Annotated in this window: 14 protein-coding genes and 1 pseudogene; 7 read left to right on the top strand and 8 right to left on the bottom strand. The window is 72.4% G+C overall.

Going from position 1 to position 17066, the window contains the following annotated elements:
* Positions 1–160: 160 nt before the first annotated feature.
* On the top strand, positions 161–2506 hold the full coding sequence (dnaB, locus tag ACQP1S_RS31755; RefSeq protein WP_432901787.1) for a replicative DNA helicase: 2346 nt from the start codon (positions 161–163) through the stop codon (positions 2504–2506).
* Between the two features lie 731 nt (positions 2507–3237).
* Positions 3238–3432, top strand: a complete 195-nt coding sequence (locus tag ACQP1S_RS31750) for a hypothetical protein (protein ID WP_432901785.1) — start codon at positions 3238–3240, stop codon at positions 3430–3432.
* 25 nt (positions 3433–3457) lie between these two features.
* Here ACQP1S_RS31750 and ACQP1S_RS31745 read toward each other — a convergent pair whose 3' ends face one another.
* From ACQP1S_RS31745 to ACQP1S_RS31725, 5 genes and pseudogenes are all read right to left on the bottom strand, one after another.
* A complete protein-coding gene (locus ACQP1S_RS31745; protein WP_432901783.1) occupies positions 3458–4141 on the bottom strand; it encodes a maleylpyruvate isomerase N-terminal domain-containing protein in 684 nt (227 codons plus the stop codon).
* Between the two features lie 190 nt (positions 4142–4331).
* On the bottom strand, positions 4332–4760 hold the full coding sequence (locus tag ACQP1S_RS31740; RefSeq protein ID WP_432901780.1) for a zf-TFIIB domain-containing protein: 429 nt from the start codon (positions 4758–4760) through the stop codon (positions 4332–4334).
* Positions 4761–4789: 29 nt separating this feature from the next.
* A complete protein-coding gene (locus tag ACQP1S_RS31735; protein WP_432908483.1) occupies positions 4790–5422 on the bottom strand; it encodes a phosphoribosyltransferase in 633 nt (210 codons plus the stop codon).
* Positions 5423–6754: pseudogene (locus ACQP1S_RS31730) on the bottom strand (glycosyltransferase 87 family protein); the annotation flags it as partial.
* Complete coding sequence (locus ACQP1S_RS31725) at positions 6751–9279, bottom strand: putative bifunctional diguanylate cyclase/phosphodiesterase (protein ID WP_432901777.1); 2529 nt, start codon at positions 9277–9279, stop codon at positions 6751–6753. The gene ACQP1S_RS31725 and the pseudogene ACQP1S_RS31730, both read right to left, overlap by 4 nt.
* A 700-nt stretch (positions 9280–9979) precedes the next feature.
* On the opposite strand from ACQP1S_RS31725, the gene moaC reads away from it, so the two are divergent.
* The 4 genes from moaC to ACQP1S_RS31705 all read left to right on the top strand — a co-directional run bounded on the left by moaC (position 9980) and on the right by ACQP1S_RS31705 (position 12707).
* Positions 9980–10471 (top strand): cyclic pyranopterin monophosphate synthase MoaC, encoded by a 492-nt coding sequence (gene moaC / locus ACQP1S_RS31720; RefSeq protein ID WP_432901774.1) that lies wholly within the window; start codon positions 9980–9982, stop codon positions 10469–10471.
* Positions 10468–10938, top strand: a complete 471-nt coding sequence (locus ACQP1S_RS31715; protein WP_363672455.1) for a MogA/MoaB family molybdenum cofactor biosynthesis protein — start codon at positions 10468–10470, stop codon at positions 10936–10938. The genes moaC and ACQP1S_RS31715 overlap by 4 nt, the downstream gene beginning before the upstream one ends.
* A gap of 81 nt (positions 10939–11019) precedes the next feature.
* Complete coding sequence (locus ACQP1S_RS31710; protein ID WP_432901771.1) at positions 11020–12279, top strand: molybdopterin molybdotransferase MoeA; 1260 nt, start codon at positions 11020–11022, stop codon at positions 12277–12279.
* Entirely contained in the window at positions 12276–12707 is a 432-nt protein-coding gene (locus ACQP1S_RS31705; protein WP_218108250.1) for a molybdenum cofactor biosynthesis protein MoaE, read from the top strand. Before ACQP1S_RS31710 ends, ACQP1S_RS31705 begins: the two co-directional genes overlap by 4 nt.
* A 78-nt stretch (positions 12708–12785) precedes the next feature.
* Here the strand turns inward: ACQP1S_RS31705 and ACQP1S_RS31700 are convergent, their stop codons facing one another.
* Both ACQP1S_RS31700 and ACQP1S_RS31695 read right to left on the bottom strand, forming a co-directional pair.
* Positions 12786–14228, bottom strand: coding sequence for a glycosyltransferase 87 family protein (locus ACQP1S_RS31700; RefSeq protein ID WP_432901768.1), 1443 nt, complete (start codon positions 14226–14228; stop codon positions 12786–12788).
* Between the two features lie 204 nt (positions 14229–14432).
* Positions 14433–14978, bottom strand: coding sequence for a DoxX family protein (locus ACQP1S_RS31695; protein ID WP_432901766.1), 546 nt, complete (start codon positions 14976–14978; stop codon positions 14433–14435).
* A 193-nt stretch (positions 14979–15171) separates the two neighbouring features.
* On the opposite strand from ACQP1S_RS31695, the gene ACQP1S_RS31690 reads away from it, so the two are divergent.
* Positions 15172–15717, top strand: coding sequence for a GNAT family N-acetyltransferase (locus ACQP1S_RS31690; protein WP_091249030.1), 546 nt, complete (start codon positions 15172–15174; stop codon positions 15715–15717).
* A 62-nt stretch (positions 15718–15779) separates the two neighbouring features.
* On the opposite strand, the gene ACQP1S_RS31685 is transcribed toward ACQP1S_RS31690, so the two are convergent.
* The gene (locus tag ACQP1S_RS31685; protein ID WP_432901763.1) at positions 15780–17024 is read right to left on the bottom strand and encodes an AAA family ATPase; all 1245 of its coding nucleotides are present in this window, start codon (positions 17022–17024) and stop codon (positions 15780–15782) included.
* Between the last annotated feature and the right edge of the window lie 42 nt (positions 17025–17066).

Raw genomic sequence — 17066 nt, 5'->3', positions numbered from 1 at the left:
GTCCCGAGGCTCATCCACCGCGGCGGTTGAGGGTCTGACCTCGGGGTCCGTATCGTGGGGCACCGACCGGTCGCGCGGTGGCCCCCCGATCGACTCGACCGGAAGATGGCACACCGCCGGCGTACTGCTGGAACCGGTTCGATGCTGTGGAGGGGGAACCGTGTCGGTCACCGACGACATGCGGGCGGAGCCCCGGGCCGGGGGGCAGTCGCCCCCGCCACCCCGCGACGGCCAGTTCGACAAGACCCCACCCCAGGACGTCGCCGCCGAGCAGTGCGTCCTCGGCGGCATGCTGCTCTCCAAGGACGCGATCGCCGACGTCGTCGAGATCCTCAAGTCCACCGACTTCTACCGACCCGTCCACGCCACCATCTTCGACGCCATCCTCGACATCTACGGTCGCGGTGAGCCGGCCGACGGGATCACGGTCGCGGCGGCCCTGGCCGACTCGGGGGACCTCGCCCGGGTCGGCGGTGCCCCCTACCTGCACACCTGCATGGCGGCCGTGCCGACGGCGGCGAACGCCTCCTACTACGCCCGGATCGTGGGCGAACGTGCGGTGCTGCGCCGGCTGGTCGAGGCGGGCACCCGGATCGTGCAACTCGGCTACGGCACCGCCGCCGGGGGCAGCCGGGACGTCGACGACGTCGTCGACCTGGCCCAGCAGGCGGTCTACGAGATCACCGAACGGCGGGTGAGCGAGGACTTCGCGATCCTCGCCGACATGCTCCAGCCCACCCTGGACGAGATCGAGGCGGTCGGCGCGCAGGGCGGCGTGATGACCGGGGTGCCGACCGGCTTCACCGATCTGGACCGGCTGCTCAACGGCCTGCACCCGGGGCAGCTCATCATCGTGGCCGGCCGACCCGGTCTCGGCAAGGCGCTCGCCCTGGACACGCCGTTGCCCACCCCGGACGGCTGGACCACGATGGGCGAGGTCGAGGTCGGCGACCGGTTGCTCGCGGCGGACGGCACACCGACCACGATCACCGCCGCCTTCGACGTGATGGACGACCGACCCTGCTGTGCGGTCGAGTTCTCCGACGGCAGCGTGATCATCGCGGACGCCGACCACCTGTGGCAGACCACCCACGCGCGGGTCCTGGAGCCGGCGCAGGCCGGGGGACCGGTCGGCCCGGCCGGTAGCGGCGCGCAGGCCCGACGGGAGGGTGTGGTCACCACGGCGGAGATCGCGGCGACGCTGCGTACCGGCCCGGATGCCCGCCTCAACCACGCCGTCACCAACTGTGCCCCCCTCCGGTTGCCCGCGCGGCGGCTGCCGGTCCCGCCCTACAGCCTGGGCGTCCGGCTCGGTGACGGCGGCGCTGACCCGAGTTGCCTCACCGGGACCCTCCGCGCGACCCTCCGACAGATCGGTGTCAGCCCGGACCGGCACATCCCCCGGGACTACCTGCGGGGTTCCGAGGCGCAGCGCCGGGCGCTGCTCGCCGGTCTGTTCGACGCCGCCGGCACGGTCAGCCCCACCGGCGACCTCCAGTACACCTCGACCTCACGGCGGCTGGTCGGAGACGTCCGGGAACTCGTGGTGAGTCTCGGTTACCGCTGCACGGTCACTGAGCGGGCGGTACCCGGCCGTACCACGCTGTCGTCGACGGCCTACACGGTCACCTTCGCCACCGGGGACGCCGTGTTCCGGCTGGAGCGCAAGGCCGCCGTCCACCCTGCCCGTCGACGGACCGGTGCGGACGTCCGGTACGTGGTGGATGTGCGGCCGGTGGCCAGTGTGCCGGTCCGGTGCGTGACGGTGGACAACCCGGCGCACCTCTACCTGGCCGGGCGGTCGATGATCCCGACCCACAACAGCACGGCGAGCATGGACTTCGCCCGCAACGCGGCGATCCGGGCCAACCAGGCCGCCGCCATCTTCTCGCTGGAAATGAGCAAGGTCGAGATCGTCATGCGGCTCCTCTCGGCCGAGGCGCGGGTCCCGCTGCACGTGCTGCGCAGCGGGCAGCTCTCCGACGACGACTGGACCAAGCTGGCCCGCTGCATGGGTGAGATCAGCGATGCGCCGCTCTTCGTGGACGACACGCCGAGCATGAACCTGATGGAGATCCGGGCGAAGGCCCGCCGGCTCAAGCAGAAGCACGACCTCAAGATGATCGTGGTCGACTATCTCCAGCTGATGACCTCACCGAAGCGCACCGAGAGCCGCCAGCAGGAGGTCGCGGACCTGTCCCGTGGCCTCAAGCTGCTGGCCAAGGAGGTCGAGTGCCCGGTGATCGCGGTCAGTCAGCTGAACCGTGGCCCCGAGCAACGCACCGACAAGCGCCCGCAGTTGTCCGATTTGCGGGAATCTGGCTCGATCGAACAAGATGCTGACGTCGTCATTCTGCTGCACCGCGACGACTATTACGACAAGGAGTCGCCGCGCGCCGGGGAGGCGGACTTTATTGTCGCCAAGCACAGGAATGGTCCGACCGACAGTATAACGGTCGCAGCGCAGCTCCATCTCTCTCGGTTCGTCGATATGGCCATCGGGTGACCGGTATTGGGACGCGACCGGCCGCTGGGCGGCGAAGCGACGTGGTTGCACGTGCGGAAAGCGGAGAGTCTTACGAGTATTGCCCTACATGACGGGGTGACAAGGCAAGCGATCCGAGGAATGCTCCGTCGTTGTGGCGTGCCTGCACGTCGAACTGGGAAACTGACGAATGCGTAGCGCGAGGAGGTAATGGAACGATTTCTCGACGGCGCGAGCCTCGGGCAGAGCGCCACCGATTTCAGCGTCACGGTGCCGTCCGTTCGTGGCCTGATTTCCCGCCGAGGAATCAAGATCTCGTCAGTCTCGCAGAGCTTGCGACATGACGCCTTCGATGACCTGACACCCGAGACTTGCCACTGGCTCGGATTCCTGTTCGCCGACGGATGCGTCAGGCTACCGACCAGGTCCTATGCCGCAGATATCGGTAGGACTGGCTGACCGAGATCGGAGTCAACTGGTCGCGCTACGGGATTACTGGGCTGTGGTAACAGTATCTCTCAAACAAGCCCGACTCACGGCTCGTGCCAATTCTCCATACGGTCGCAGACCTTGGCGGACCGGCTCATGGAATTGGGCAGATGCGGTGAGTCCGTCGACGAGCGGTTTGGTTCTCCCCGCGCGACTTCTGGCGTGGCGTCGTCGATAGTGACGGCTCGTTGGGGATTTATAAAAGGGTGGCACCGGGTAATCGGACTCTTGCCCAGTTCAGAGTGGTCGGAAGGTGGCATGTCATGGCCGCATTTGTTGCTTTCCTCGAAAGTAACGGCATTGGTGGCCTGTCGGTGCGTCCACACAAGAGTATCTGTGCTGTTGGAGCCACCTGTGGACTGGCTGAGAGAATAGCCTCCCTCCTCTACCTGAATGCTGAACCGGCTCTCGCGCGGAAGGCAGAAATTGCCGCACAGATGATCGCCCGGCAGCAATAGCGTTTACATGCTGCGCGCTTCAGCGTCAGCCGAGCAGTGGGAACCAACCGGCGGCCTCGCCCAGCGCCACCCGGTCCCGGTCGGTCAGCGGCTGCCGGCCGGTGGCCTTGCCCAGGTACGTCAGGTCGTCCCAGTCGGCGGGCCGGACGGTGTCGTCGCTGAGCAGGCCGTCCATCGTGGCGACCGCGACCGTGACGGCGTGCGCACCGGGTCGCGGCGCGTCGGGCAGGTCGAGCACGAGGTCGAGATGGTGCACGACGGCCTCGGTGGTCAGCGTGGCCAGGAAGTCGGGCACCCGCAGCACGTGCCCCTGGGTGGTGACGCAGCCCTGCGGGTCGGCGGCACCCGCCGCGCGTACGGCGGCCGGGGCGGTGTCGGCCCAGATCCGCACCACGCCGGTGGGCCGGTCGAAGGCGGCGGCCGAGCGGCGGGCCCACCACGCGTGCCGGGCCGCGGCGTCGGGATCGGCACCCGCCGGGAACGACCGCCAGTAGCTGACGTCGTCGGTGTCGGCCGGCCCGTCGGCGGGGCTGGCCAGCGTGACCAACGCCCGTTGGGCGTCGCAGAGCAGGTGGAAGAGCAGGTCGGCGACGACCCAGCCGCGACATCGGGTGGGGCGTTGCAGGGCATCGTCGTCGAGGTCGGCGACCACCCGGGTGATGCCGTCGTAGGCCTGCGCCAACGCGGTGTGCTGCCGGACGAAGGTCATGCCGTGCAGCGTCGCACGCGGGACGCCGTCCGGCACGACAGTCGGCGACCGGCCGGCCAGGGAGCATCGCGACAGGCCGGCCCGCCCGGGGAGCGGTCGGCCGACGGGCCGGGTGGACGACGGGCCGGCTGGCGGCGCGTCGGGACGGCCGGCCGGGCGGTGGAGCGCCAGGCCGGCCGCGACGGGTCGGTCAGCCGAACATCTCGTCGAGGAAACCCTTGTGCTTCTTGCGCTTGTAGTGGCCGTGGTAGCCGTGGTGCTGCTGCTGCTGGTGACCGTAGCCACCGTGGGTGCCGTACGCGGGCTGCGGCGGGTAGCCCGGCGGGGGCGGGGGCGGCGGTACGGCGCCGTAGCCCGGCTGGTGGCTCGGGGCAGGCGGTGGCGGAGGCGGCGGGTAACCGCCCGGCGTCTGGACGTGCTGCTGACCGGGGACGGGACCCGGTTGGCCGGGCGCAGGTGCGCCGCGCTGCTGGTTCCAGTTCGCCTCGGCCTCGAACAGCTTTTCGAGTTCGCCACGGTCCAGGAAGATCCCCCGGCACTCGCCGCACTGGTCGATGACGACTCCGCTGCGCTCGTACTGGCGCATTTCTCCACGACACTTGGGACAGGTGAGCTGCATCGTTCGACGGTACCCGGTCGGCGCAGCATTCAGGCGGTGGCGATCAGCGCCTCGGTCACCTCGTCGTCGTCGACCTCGTGGAAGTCGTCGTAGTAGGCGCTGACCGCGCCGAAGTCGACGGGGTGCTGGGCGCAGACCACCTCGTCCGCCTCGGCGGCCAGCACCTCGTACGCCTCCTGCGCGCCGACCGGCACCGCGACGACGACCCGTCGGGCGCCGAGCCGCCGGGCGACCTGTACGGCGGCGCGGGCGGTCGCGCCGGTGGCCAAGCCGTCGTCGATGATCAGGGCGGTGCGTCCGGTCAGGTCGAGCGGGGGGCGGCCGGATCGGTAGCGGGCCTCCCGACGGTCGAGTTCGGCCTGTTCGCGGCGTTGCACGTCGCTGCTGTCGGCCGGGTCGAGCCGGGCGGCGACCTGGTCGTTGAGGACCCGGACCCCGCCGGGGCCGAGCGCGCCGAAGGCCACCTCGGGGGCCCAGGGCAGGCCGAGCTTGCGGACCACCAGCACGTCGAGTGGCGCGCCGAGCCGGTCGGCGACCACCCGGGCCACCGGCACCCCACCACGGACCAGGCCCAGCACGACGACATCGGGTTGGCCGGCCAGGGCGGTGAGCCGCTCGGCGAGTCGCCGGCCGGCGTCCTCCCGATCGCGATAGCTGCTCATGCTCTCAGGTGTACGCCCTGCGGGCGGGGCGTGCCGGGGACTCGCTAGAACCGGGGCCCGACGGGTGGTCAGGGCGGGTGCCCAACTCAGCAGGGCGATCGGGTAGAGCAGGTAGCCGAAGCGGGTGGTGGGCATCAGCATGATCGCGGCGAGCAGGCCGTACCCGCAGATCAGCGCGGTGGTGACGACGGTGCGCGGCGGGCGGCGGACGAGCCGGACGGCGATCGCGGCACCCACGGCGACGAGCAGCGCGGCGGCGACGAACCGGCCACCGGGCAGGGCGGTGGCGATCAGGTGGCCGGGGAACGGGGACTGGGCGGGGCTGGTGACCTGGCCGTGGCCGAGCGGGAAGCGGAACACGTTCTCCACCAGCGCGTCCCAATTCACCACCAGGGCGGGGAGCAGGGCGAGGGCGGGCAGGCCGAGCGCACCGGCGGCGACCCGCAGCCCGGCCCGCCGGGTCGCCCCCCAGAAGATCAGGACCAGCGCGACCGGCCAGGCGAAGAGCTTCAACGCGCCGGCCAGCCCGACCGCCATCCCGGCCGGGCCGGGTCGGCCGCCGGCGGCGAGGGCCAACGCCAGCAGGCAGAGCGCGAGTACGGGCAGGTCGTCGCCGCCGGTCGCCAGGGTGAGCGCACAGATCGGCAGGACGGTCGCCGCCTGCACACCGCGCAGCACCGCCGGTGCCCCGGCCCAGCCTCCGACGGCCCGACCTCCGACGGGTCGGGTGGAGCGGCGTAGGGCGACCACGGCCAGCGCCAGGGCTGCGGCGGTGACCAGCGCGAACCAGACGCGGGAGTCGGTCCACCAGGCGTCGGTGGCGGCCCGGGGCAGCCCGAACAACGCCATCCCCGGCTGGTAGGGGGTGTAGCCGAGCAGTCGTTCGTCGGCGGGCAGCGCGGCGATGGCCTCCGGCCCGAGGTAGGGGGTGCCGTGTTCGGCGAGCCGGATGCCGGCGTGTTCCACCACCACCACCTCCTCCTGGGCCCGGTCGGTCCGCCCAGCGGCCCGCTGCCCGGCCTGGACGAGCAGGGGGAGCAGTGCGGTGCCGACCCAGGCGAGGCCGTTGACCGCCGCGCGGGCGGTGGTGCCGGCCAGCCGCGGGTGCTGGCGACGGCTGAGGAACTGGGCGGCGACCAGGAGGGTCGCGACGAGGTAGCCGACGGCGGCGATGCTCCCCCAGGCCCGGTGCGGTGCCAGGGCGGAGGAGGCGGCGGCGGTGACGGCGGCGAAGGTGGCGGAGACCGCGTAGAGGCCGAGGTCGAGGGCGAGCCCGCCGGCGGCGGTGTCGACGGTCCGCCAGCGGCGGGCGGCGCGGTGGGCGGCGGTCACGCCGGCAAGTGTGGCAGACCGGTCGAGCGGTTCCGGGCGGGCTGGCGCCGGCCGGGGGTACTGAGCCGGATGACCGAACCGGTGTCGTGCAGTGGCGTGGCGAGGGTGCCGGGCCGGCCGCCGGAGCCGCGTTGGAGGGCGGCGAGGAGCGCGCCGGCCGGCAGCGGGCGGGCGAACAGGTGCCCCTGGCCGGCGGCGCAGCCGAGGGACCAGAGGGCGCGGCGCTGCGGTTCACTCTCCACGCCCTCGGCGACGACCGCGAGGTCGAGGCTGCGGCCGAGGTCGAGGGTGGAGCGGATGACGGCCGCCGCCTCCGCGGAACTCTCCATCGCGGTGACGAAACTGCGGTCGATCTTCAGCTCGTGGACCGGAATCCGGGAGAGCAGGGAGAGCGAGGAGTAACCGGTGCCGAAGTCGTCCAGGGCGAGCCGGATGCCGGAGTCGCGCAGCCGGCTCAGCACCCGGTCGACCACGTCGAGCTGGCTGAGGGTGAGCGTCTCGGTCAGCTCCAGGACCAGCCGGTCCGGGGGGAAGTCGTGGGCCTGGAGCCGGGCCAGCACCGCACCGGGGAAGCGGGCGTCGAGCAGGCTGCGGGGGGAGACGTTGACCGAGACCGGCAGGTCGAAGCCGGCGGTCCGCCAGGTGACGGCGGCGACGAGCGCCTGGTCGAGGATGGCCTCGGCGAATGCGGGGAGCATGCCGGAGCGTTCCACCGCCTCGATGAAGCGCAGCGGGTCGATCACCCCGTGCCGGGGGTGGTGCCAGCGGGCGAGCGCCTCGGCCCCGGTCACCTCGCCGCTGCCGAGGTCGACGAGCGGCTGGAAGTTGACGGTGAACTCGTGGTCGGCCACCGCGCGGGGCAGCTCACCGCCGAGGGTGAGCCGGCGCAGGTCGGCGGTGTCCCGGGTCGGCGCGTACGTGGCGGTCCGCTGGCCGGCCCGCTTGGCCTGGTACATGGCGACGTCGGCGCGGCGCAGCAGCTCCGGCATGCCGCCGCTGGCGGGGGCCGCCGCGATACCGCCGCTGGCCTCCACGCTGATCCGCATGCCGTCCACGTCGAGCGGTTCGTGCAGGGCGCCGAGCAGGGTCTCGGCCCGGTGGGCGGCGATGGCGGGGGCGGGCAGGGCGCGCATCAGCACGGCGAACTCGTCGCCGCCGAGGCGGGCCACCAGGTCCTCGTCGCGGGCGGCGGCGCGCAGCCGGTCGGCGACCTGCATCAGCACCTGGTCACCGGCGGCGTGACCGAGGGTGTCGTTGACCTCCTTGAAGTGGTTGAGGTCGATCAGGACGAGGGCGGTCACCCCCTCGGCGTGCCGGGCGTCGAGCTGCTCGGTGCCCCGGTCCAGCAGTTGCCGGCGGTTGGCCAGGCCGGTGAGCGCGTCATGGCTGGCGGCGTGGGCGTGCTCGTCGGCCACCCGGGCCAGCTCGGCGTACGCCTGGGCGTTGCGGACGGCGGTGCACAGGGCGGAGGCGAAGGTACGCAGGGTGTACTGCTCGCGTTCGTTGAGTCGTACCGGGCCGCGGAACCGGAGGCGGAGCATCCCGACGTCGGCCGTCCGGTCGTGGCCTTCGAGCCGGGCGGGCAGGACGGTGCCCTCGATCTCGCTCGGGGTGCCGGCGGGGCCGTCGTAGGTGATGGTGCCGCTGGCTCCGCGTACGGTGCGGCCGGCGTCGCGCAGCTCGATCTCGACCTCGTCGGCGGAGAAGAGTTCGGTGGCCTGGGTGACGGCGGTGGTGAGGACCTTGTCCAGGTCGACCACGTTGAGCGCGTCGGTGGTGCGGGCGAGGCGCTGCCAGGCCTGCTGCTCGGTCCGGGACTTGACCTGGTTGGAATAGAGCAGGTGGAGGCTGAGCACCAGGGGTGGCACGGCCAGCAGGAGCCGGGGGTCGGCCTGGAGGATGACCAGGGTGACGGCGATGAGGACGAACCGGGCCAGCGCGCTGGTCAGGCGGAGCCCGAGGTCGTCCCAGAAGAGCCTGCGCAACGGGGTGCCGGTGGCCATCGCGATGACCGGCAGGGTGAGCAGTTCGTCGAGGACCACCGCGACGACGTAGGCGAGCCCGATCATGCCGATGACGTGTCGGAGGTCGGTGTCCTGTGGCGACCAGCCGAGGGTGTGCAGGGCGACGCCACCGCCGGCCGCCAGCAGCATGCTCTTGGCGATGCCGAAGGCGGTCTTCAGCGGTGAGGGCTTCATGGACAGCAGGGCGATCGCGACGCCGGTGCCGGTGGTCAGGACGACCAGTGGCGCCGGGGCGACGGCCAGGCCGAGGACGATCGCCGTCTCGCTCCAGGAGATTGCGTGGACCGTTGCCCGAATACGAATTCGCCAGTTGATCCGGACGCCGAGTGCGGCCGTGAAGGCCAGGGCGATGGATCGGGTGAGGTCGCCGCCGGTGAGGTCGAGATGGACCAGTTGGTAGAGGGCGACGGCCGTCGCTGCGGTGGCCACCACGCAGACGAGGCCGACGTGCAGCGTCAGCTGCCGCTCGGCCTCCGTCTTGCCTTCGTCCGGTCGTGCCATCGTGTCCTCGACAACCACTCCGTGTCGCTGAGCAGAGGGCAAGGCTACGTGGGGTCACGCCGCCACCACAATCGTCTACAGCCACTCGTGTGCGGACATCGCGTTCACCCTCCCCTGGTCGTTGCGCCCGACCCTTCCGGTCGGGTGCTGGCAGGGGACAGCCTAAGTGCGGTAAGGACGATTTTGGAGGTATAAATGTAACTATGAGCGATAGGTGAGAATTGAGTGCGGGTTGGTGACTTTCCGTTTCCGTGGGGAAACGGAGTGCTGAGTGCTCCCGACGGTTCTCGTTAACGCTAGATAATGGTGCAGCGAGCGGGTTTACGACATCGGGCGAGGGGTGCTGGTTACCGCAACTGCGAGGTGACCGGCGTGCGAGTGCGACGGATCACCCGATTGCGGAACGCAGCGTAGTCGTGTCGACGCGATGGTGCCAGTGTCGTCGAAGTGGCTCGGTAGCGATTCGCGGTCACGGCGCGACGTAGGGTTTCTCGCCGGTGACGGCCGAGTGTCCGATCTCCCATGCGATGGTGTTTCCCGCTCTCCCTCCGGTCCCAGAACGTATTAGTGGCGACCGATGAAATCGACGGTGAGCTATCGATCGCAAATCGTCCCGTACGGCGTCGACCCCCTTGATCCCCACCGCCCGGGGTGAAAGGGACGTACCCCCTGGTCGGACCCGAACGCTAGGCTCGCGGACGTGACCGATCCCGCGCAGCTCAGCCACGTCGACGCCGCCGGCGCGGCCCGCATGGTCGACGTCTCCGCCAAGCCGGTGTCCGGCCGGGTCGCCGTGGCCGCCGGCCGGCTGCGCACCACCGCCGAGGTGGTGGAGCTGCTGCGCCGCGACGGGCTGCCCAAGGGCGACGCGCTGGCCGTCGGCCGGATCGCCGGCATCATGGGCGCCAAGCGCACCCCGGACCTGATCCCGCTCTGCCACCCGATCGCCCTGCACGGCGTCACCGTCGACCTGCGACTCACCGACGACACCGTCGAGATCACCGCCACCGCCCGCACCGCCGACCGGACCGGGGTGGAGATGGAGGCGCTGACCGCGGTGGCCGTCGCCGGGCTGGCCCTGATCGACATGGTCAAGGCGGTCGACCCGGCCGCCGCCGTGGACGCCGTCCGGGTGCTGCGCAAGTCCGGCGGCAAGACCGGCGAGTGGGTCCGCCCGCAGGACCGGCCGTGATCCGGGCCCGGGTGATCGTGGCGTCCCAGCGGGCCGCCGCCGGGGTGTACGCCGACACCAGCGGCCCACTGCTCGTCGCCGGCCTGCGCGAGCTGGGCTGCCAGGTCGACGAGCCGGTGGTGGTGCCCGACGGCGAGCCGGTCGGCGAGGCGCTGCGGGCCGCCCACGCCGACCGGGTCGACGTGGTGTTGACCAGCGGCGGCACCGGCATCAACCCCACCGACCGCACCCCGGAGGTGACCCGGGCGCTGCTCGACTACGAGATCCCGGGCATCGCCGAGGCGATCCGCGCCTACAGCCGGGACCGGGTGCCCACCTCGGCGCTGTCCCGGGGGCTGGCCGGGGTGCTGGGCCGGATGCTGGTGGTCAACCTGCCCGGCTCGCGGGGCGGCGCGAAGGACGGCCTGGCCGTGCTGGGGCCGATCCTCGCCCACGCGGTCGACCAGTTGCACGGGGGCGACCACTGACCGCACGGCGGCCACGGCGGCGATAGGCTCGCAGGGGGTGAACGCGGAGCCCCGCGTCCCGTCCGAACGGAGGCCCGCCCGGTGAGCACGGAAACCGCCGCGACCTCGGCCCAGGTCGCCGCACCGCCGCCGGCCGGATGGGAGGAGGCCCGCTCCCGGGTGTACGCGGTCGGCCTGGCCGCCGCCCTACCCCCGGTCAACCGGGCGCTGGCCGACGCCGACGGGCACACCCTGGCCGAGCCGTTGACCACCCGGACCGACCTGCCCGCCTTCCCCACCTCCAGCGTCGACGGCTGGGCGGTGCGCGGCGCCGGCCCGTGGGACGTCGTGGGGCGGGTGCTCGCCGGACACACCCCGGCCGGGCTGACCGCCGACGGCACCACCGTCGAGATCGCCACCGGCGCGATGGTCCCCGTCGGGACGACCGCCATCCTGCGCATCGAGGACTCGAGTCGTACCCCGGACGGGCGGGTGACCGGCACGCCGCGTCCCCATCCGGAGTGGCGTGAGCCGGGTGAGGAGGCGGTCGCCGGTGAGGAACTGCTGCCGGCCGGCACCCCCGTCGACCCCGCGCTGATCGGGCTGGCCGCCTCCTGCGGGCACGACCAACTCCGGGTCCGCCGTCAGCCCCGGGCCGCGCTGCTGGTCTTCGGGGACGAACTGCTCACCGCCGGCCCGCCGGGGTCCGGTCGGGTCCGCGACGCGCTCGGTCCCGCCGTGCCGTCGTGGTTGCGCCGCTACGGCTGCCAGGTGCGGCCCTCCGACGTGGTCGGCCCGGTGGCGGACACCCTGCCCGCCCACGTGGCCGCCCTGCGCGGGGCGCTGGCCGTGGCCGACCTGGTCTGCACCACCGGTGGCACCATGCACGGCCCGGTCGACCACCTGCACCCCGCGTTGGAGGCGCTCGGCGCCGACCACGTGGTCAACACCGTCTCCGTCCGGCCCGGCTTCCCGATGCTGCTGGCCCGGCTGGCCGACGCCGACGGGCGGGTCCGCTTCGTGGCCGGGCTGCCCGGCAACCCGCAGTCGGCGATCGTCGCGCTGGTGTCGCTGGTCGCGCCACTGCTCGCCGGGCTCCAGGGCCGTGCGCTGCCGGCGCTGCCGCAGGCCACCCTCGCCGCGCCGGTGTCCGGCCGGGGGGACCACACCCACCTGGCTCTGGTCCGGCTGGACCGGGCCGCCGGCACCGCCCACCCGGTCCGGCACGTCGGCTCGGCGATGCTGCGCGGGCTGGCCGGCGCGGACGGGTTCGCGGTCATCCGGCCGGGCACCTCCGGCGAGGCCGGGGCGCGGGTGCCCGTCGTACCGCTGCCGTTGCTGCCCGGGGAGCGCACGTGGTGACGGCCGGCCCCACGACGACCCTGCTCGCGGTCACCGATCAACCGCTGGATCTGGCCGCGCACGAGGCGGCGGTCGCCGACCGTCGGGCCGGCGCGGTGGTCTCCTTCCAGGGCGTGGTCCGCGACCACGACCACGGCCGACCGGTCACCCTGTTGGAGTACGAGGGACACCCGAGCGCCGTCGAGACGCTGCGCGCGGTGGCCGCCGAGATCGCCGCCGACCCCGACGTCTACGCGGTGGCCGTGTCGCACCGGGTGGGCCGGCTCGACATCGGGGACGTGGCGCTGGTGGCGGCGGTCAGCACGGCGCACCGGGCGGCGGCCTTCGCGGCCTGTGCCCGGCTGGTCGACGAGGTGAAGGCGCGGCTGCCGATCTGGAAGCGGCAGGTCTTCGCCGACGGCACCGAGGAATGGGTCAACTGCCCCTGAGCGTGGCGTCGTGGCCCGCCGGGAGCGCCGCCGGGCCGGCCGGGGTCGGCTGACCGCGGCGGCGCGGGCCGGGCGGGGTCAACGGCGGCCGGTGGTGGCGGTGGCGCGGGCCGACCGGTCGGCATAGAAGGCGGGCTCGGCGCCGGGCCGCCACGGCAGGGCGGCGACCAGCACGATCAACGCCAGCGCGAGCGAGTTCTCCATGAGCGCGCCGAAGAGACCGTTCTGGTAGTGGGACACCTCGGGCAGCTTGTGCTCGTACGGCCAGATCGGCGAGATCAGGAAGAGCAGGTACAACCCGAGCGCCGCCACCCCGTGCCGGAACCCGGTCAACGTGGGGTACCAGATCGGTGGGCGCAGCCCGCTCACCCCGGGTGGTCCGCCGAACGACTGCGGGCCGGTACGCACCGACAGTCCCCGACTCGCCTCGCGGCGGCGTACGGCGGCGTCGGCGAGCACGACGATCGCCGGGATGACCCAGACCAGGTGGTGCGACCAGGAGATCGGGCTGATCACGTTGGCGGTCAGCCCGACCAGCGTGAACGCGGTCAACTCGTCGCCGTCGGCGCGGGCGTTGGCGGCCCGGGACAGCCCGACGGCCAGGATCAGCACCGAGAACGCCAACCAGAGCAGGCCGGGCGTCTCGATCGAGTCGTAGAGCCGGGCCAGCAGGCCGGCCAGCGACTGGTTGGGCGTCATGTCGGCGGCCCCGACCCGCTCGGTCTGCCACAGCACCCCGCCGAAGTAGGCCCGCGACTCGGTGCCGACCAGCGCGAAGCTGGCCAGGGTGACGCCGATGGTGGTGCCGACGGCGGTGGCGGCGACCCGCCACTGCCGGGTGAGCAGCAGGTAGGCGATGAACAGCGCCGGGGTGAGCTTGACGGCGGTGGCCAGGCCGATGCCCATGCCCGCCCAGGATCCGCTGTAGAGCAGCCGCAGGAAGGGGCCGTCGGTGTCGTGCCCGTGGGTGCCCCGCCGGGAACGCCAGCGCAGGCCCACCAGGTCGGCCATGATCAACGCGAACAGGAGCAGGTTGACCTGCCCGTAGCCCAGGGTCTCCCGGACCGGTTCGAGGGCCGTGGCCATCGGGGTGGCGATGGCCACGGTGTACCAGAGCGGCCAGCCGAGCCGGTCGACGATCGGGCGCAGCAGCGCGGCGAGGATCACCGCCAGCGCGGCGATGCTGCCGGCCGCGTTGATCCAGCCGGCCATCTCGATCGGCAGCATGGCCATCGGCAGCATGGCCAGCGCGGCGAAGGGCGGGTAGGTGAAGCCCAGCGTGGTGGTGGGCGCGATGAACTCGTACAACTCGTGCCCGCTCGCCCACCACACCACCGCGCCGTGGTAGATCTTCATGTCGAAGAAGTTGTACGGCCGCCCGAAAGCACCGATGGCGAGCCATGCGGCATAGGCGACGGCGGCCACGATGCCGGTCCGTACGACTGTCCTACGATCGATCCCACGCGTTGCGCGACGGACTGGGGCGAGGCGGTCCGCACGTCTACCGACAGTCGTCGGCATGGCGTGGCCACCCCCATACCAAGGTCGTCCTACCGGTCCAGGTCCGGTAGGGAGCCTAGAACGGCGCCTCACGTTACTGCCTCCCGCGTTATCCGACCGTGTCTGATCCCACACCAGTTTTTGACATTTCCACCGCGTTAACGGGTGTCGGGTGGTTCAGGTAATTCGCGGCCTTACGGGGGGTGGTGGCCGAATCGATGCAGGTCAGCCGGGAAGTCGGCGGGCGGCGGCAGCCGACCGGACGGCGATCCGGGCCTCCCGCCGGGCGGTACGCACCGCGCGACCGACCGAACGTCGAGAGTGGCCGATCCGGTGACCGGCCCGCCACCGTAGGCCCGGCTTCCCCTCGGTGTCGGCGGCGGCGAGCAGCAGGCCACCGAAGAGCCCGAGGTTCTTCAGGAAGTGGACCTGGTTGTTGTTCCGCTTCGCCGGGTCGTCGTCGTTCCAGAACGGGTGACCGGCGGCGGTGGTCGGCACCAGCGTGCCGGCGAGGACCAGTGCGGCCGGCCGGGTGAACTTCCCGGTGGCCAGCATCAGGCCGGCGGCGAGCTGCACGGCGGCGTTGGCGCGGATGAGCGTCTCGGCATCGGTGGTGAGCTGCGGCGCGGCCCGTTGGATCAGCGGAGCGACCCGGTCGGTGACCGGCCGGGCAGCCGGCACCAGCCGCTGGGGGTGCTGGAAGTTGCGGGCGCCGCTGACCACGAAGATGCCGCTCAACATGACACGGGCGAGGGAGCGCACGGGTTTCATTGCTCAGTCATACCCCGTTTGGACCCCTGCTATCCGGGCAACGGCCGATCCGGAGCGCTCTGCGTGCCGTCGCCCGGGAGCAGGTCGCGCCACTGCTCCCGGGGCCGTGTCGTGCGGTGGGCACCGGTGGCACGCCACGCCGAACAGAGCGACCGTCGCTGATGGACCGGCCGCGACCGGTAACGTCGCGCCGGTGACGACCCTGCGGTTGCGTCCCGAGGGCCCGGCCGACGCCGGCCCGATCCGTCTGGTGCTGGCTGCCGCCTTCGCCCGCCCCGACAGCACCACCCCGGGCGAGGTCGCCCTCGTCGACGAGTTGCGCGGCAGCGCGGCGTGGCTGCCGGAACTGGCGATGGTCGTCGAGTACGGCGGCGAGGTGGTCGGGTACGCGCTGCTCACCCGGGTCCAGGTCGAGGCCGACCGGGCCCGCGTCGCGGCGCTGGTGCTCGGCCCGGTGGCGGTGGCCCCGCACCGGCAACGGGTCGGACATGGCACGGCGGTCGTGCAGGCCGCGTTGGAGGCCGCCACCGAACTGGGTGAGCGGCTGGTGGTGGTGCTCGGCGACCCGGCGTACTACCGACGGTTCGGCTTCACCCGGGCGGACCGGATGGGGCTGGTCAGTCCCTGGTCGGGGCTGGGGGAGCCGTGGCAGGCGCTGGTGCTGCCGCCGGAGACCAGTGACGCGCCGCCGCCTCCGCGCGGCGAGGTGGTCTTTCCCCCACCCTGGTCCCGGGTCTGATCCCGACTCGTGCCGGCGGCCGGTTGACGTCCCCCACCCGGGCGCCCAGGTCGGTTGGGCTGTCAGGTCGGCTGGGTACGCAGGTAGCGGCCGAAGTGCGGGACGGTGAAGGCGACCGTGCCGCGTTCCCCCGAATAGATCAGACCCTTCTTGATCAGCGCGTCCCGGGCCGGGGAGAGGCTTGCCGGCTTGCGCCCCAGCGCACGGGCGATCTCGGCGGTCGGCACCGCGGCGTCCATGTCGTCCCGACCACCGCTGTCGGCCTCCCCCGCCACCGGGGAGAGGGTCGCCATCGCCCGCATGTACTCCCGTTCGGCCGGGGTGGCCCGCTCGAACCGGGAACCGAAGAAACCGACCGCCAGCTCCGCCTCCGCCTCCGGGGCGGCGACCCGGACGTCCGCGTCGGTGATCGGTGACCGGGGAGCATGGTCCCAGGTCGCCTTCCCGTACGCCTGGACGAAGTACGGGTAGCCGCCGGACGACTCGTAGAGCAGGTCGAGGGCCTTCTGTTCGTACTCGACCTGCTCCCGCTCGGCCGGTGCACACAGTGCCTGGTCGGCGGCGATCCGGTCCAGCCGGTCGATCCGCAGATAACGGAAGAGCCGCTCGGAGTACGACTTGGCGGCGCTGAGCACCGCCGGCAGGTGCGGCAGCCCCGCACCGACCACGATCAGCGGTGCGCCGAGCTGGGACAGCTCGTGGCAGGCCGCGCAGAGCGCCGAGACGTCCTCCGCGCCGAGATCCTGCATCTCGTCGATGAAGACGGCGATGCCGGTGCCCACGTCCCCGGCGATCGCCGCCGCGTCGGTGAGCAGCTCCACCAGGTCGATCTCGATGTCACCGGAGTCGGCCCGACCGCTGCTGGCCGGCACGTCGATGCCGGGCTGCCAGCGGTCGCGCAACCGGGGGGCCGCACCGGCCCGCCCGGTGGTCGGCACGCTGCGCTGCGCAAACGCCTTGAGTACGCCGAGGAAGGCGTCGATCCGGTCCGGGGCGCGGTGCCGGGGGGCGAGTTCGCGGACCGCCATGTGCAGCGCGGCGGCGATCGGTCGACGCAGCGACTGGTCCGGTCGGGCCTCTATCTTGCCGGTGCCCCAGAGCTGGTTGATCGCCTGTGAGCGGAGCGTGTTGAGCAGCACGGTCTTGCCGACGCCGCGCAGGCCGGTGAGCATCAGGCTGCGTTCGGGGCGACCGCGGGCGATCCGTTCCAGCACCACGTCGAAGACGTCCAGCTCCCGCCCCCGCCCGGCGAGTTCCGGCGGGCGCTGACCGGCACCCGGCGCGTACGGGTTGCGGACCGGATCCACGCATCGCACAGTATCGGGCGATCTAGCCGGCGGACTAGAGAT

Source organism: Micromonospora matsumotoense, assembly GCF_050951065.1.
Lineage (GTDB): Bacteria > Actinomycetota > Actinomycetes > Mycobacteriales > Micromonosporaceae > Micromonospora > Micromonospora matsumotoensis.
The sequence above is the reverse complement of the archived record's forward strand: the minus strand, read 5'-3'. Positions and strand labels throughout refer to the sequence as shown.

Excerpts from the sequence above, each read along its gene's own strand:
- ACQP1S_RS31725 (WP_432901777.1), bottom strand. The coding sequence starts at position 9,279 with ATGGCACGACCGGACGAAGGCAAGACGGAGGCCGAGCGGCAGCTGACG.
- ACQP1S_RS31695 (WP_432901766.1), bottom strand. The coding sequence starts at position 14,978 with ATGAAACCCGTGCGCTCCCTCGCCCGTGTCATGTTGAGCGGCATCTTC.
- ACQP1S_RS31735 (WP_432908483.1), bottom strand. The coding sequence starts at position 5,422 with ATGAGCAGCTATCGCGATCGGGAGGACGCCGGCCGGCGACTCGCCGAG.
- ACQP1S_RS31700 (WP_432901768.1), bottom strand. The coding sequence starts at position 14,228 with ATGCCGACGACTGTCGGTAGACGTGCGGACCGCCTCGCCCCAGTCCGT.
- ACQP1S_RS31745 (WP_432901783.1), bottom strand. The coding sequence starts at position 4,141 with ATGACCTTCGTCCGGCAGCACACCGCGTTGGCGCAGGCCTACGACGGC.
- ACQP1S_RS31740 (WP_432901780.1), bottom strand. The coding sequence starts at position 4,760 with ATGCAGCTCACCTGTCCCAAGTGTCGTGGAGAAATGCGCCAGTACGAG.
- ACQP1S_RS31750 (WP_432901785.1), top strand. The coding sequence starts at position 3,238 with ATGGCCGCATTTGTTGCTTTCCTCGAAAGTAACGGCATTGGTGGCCTG.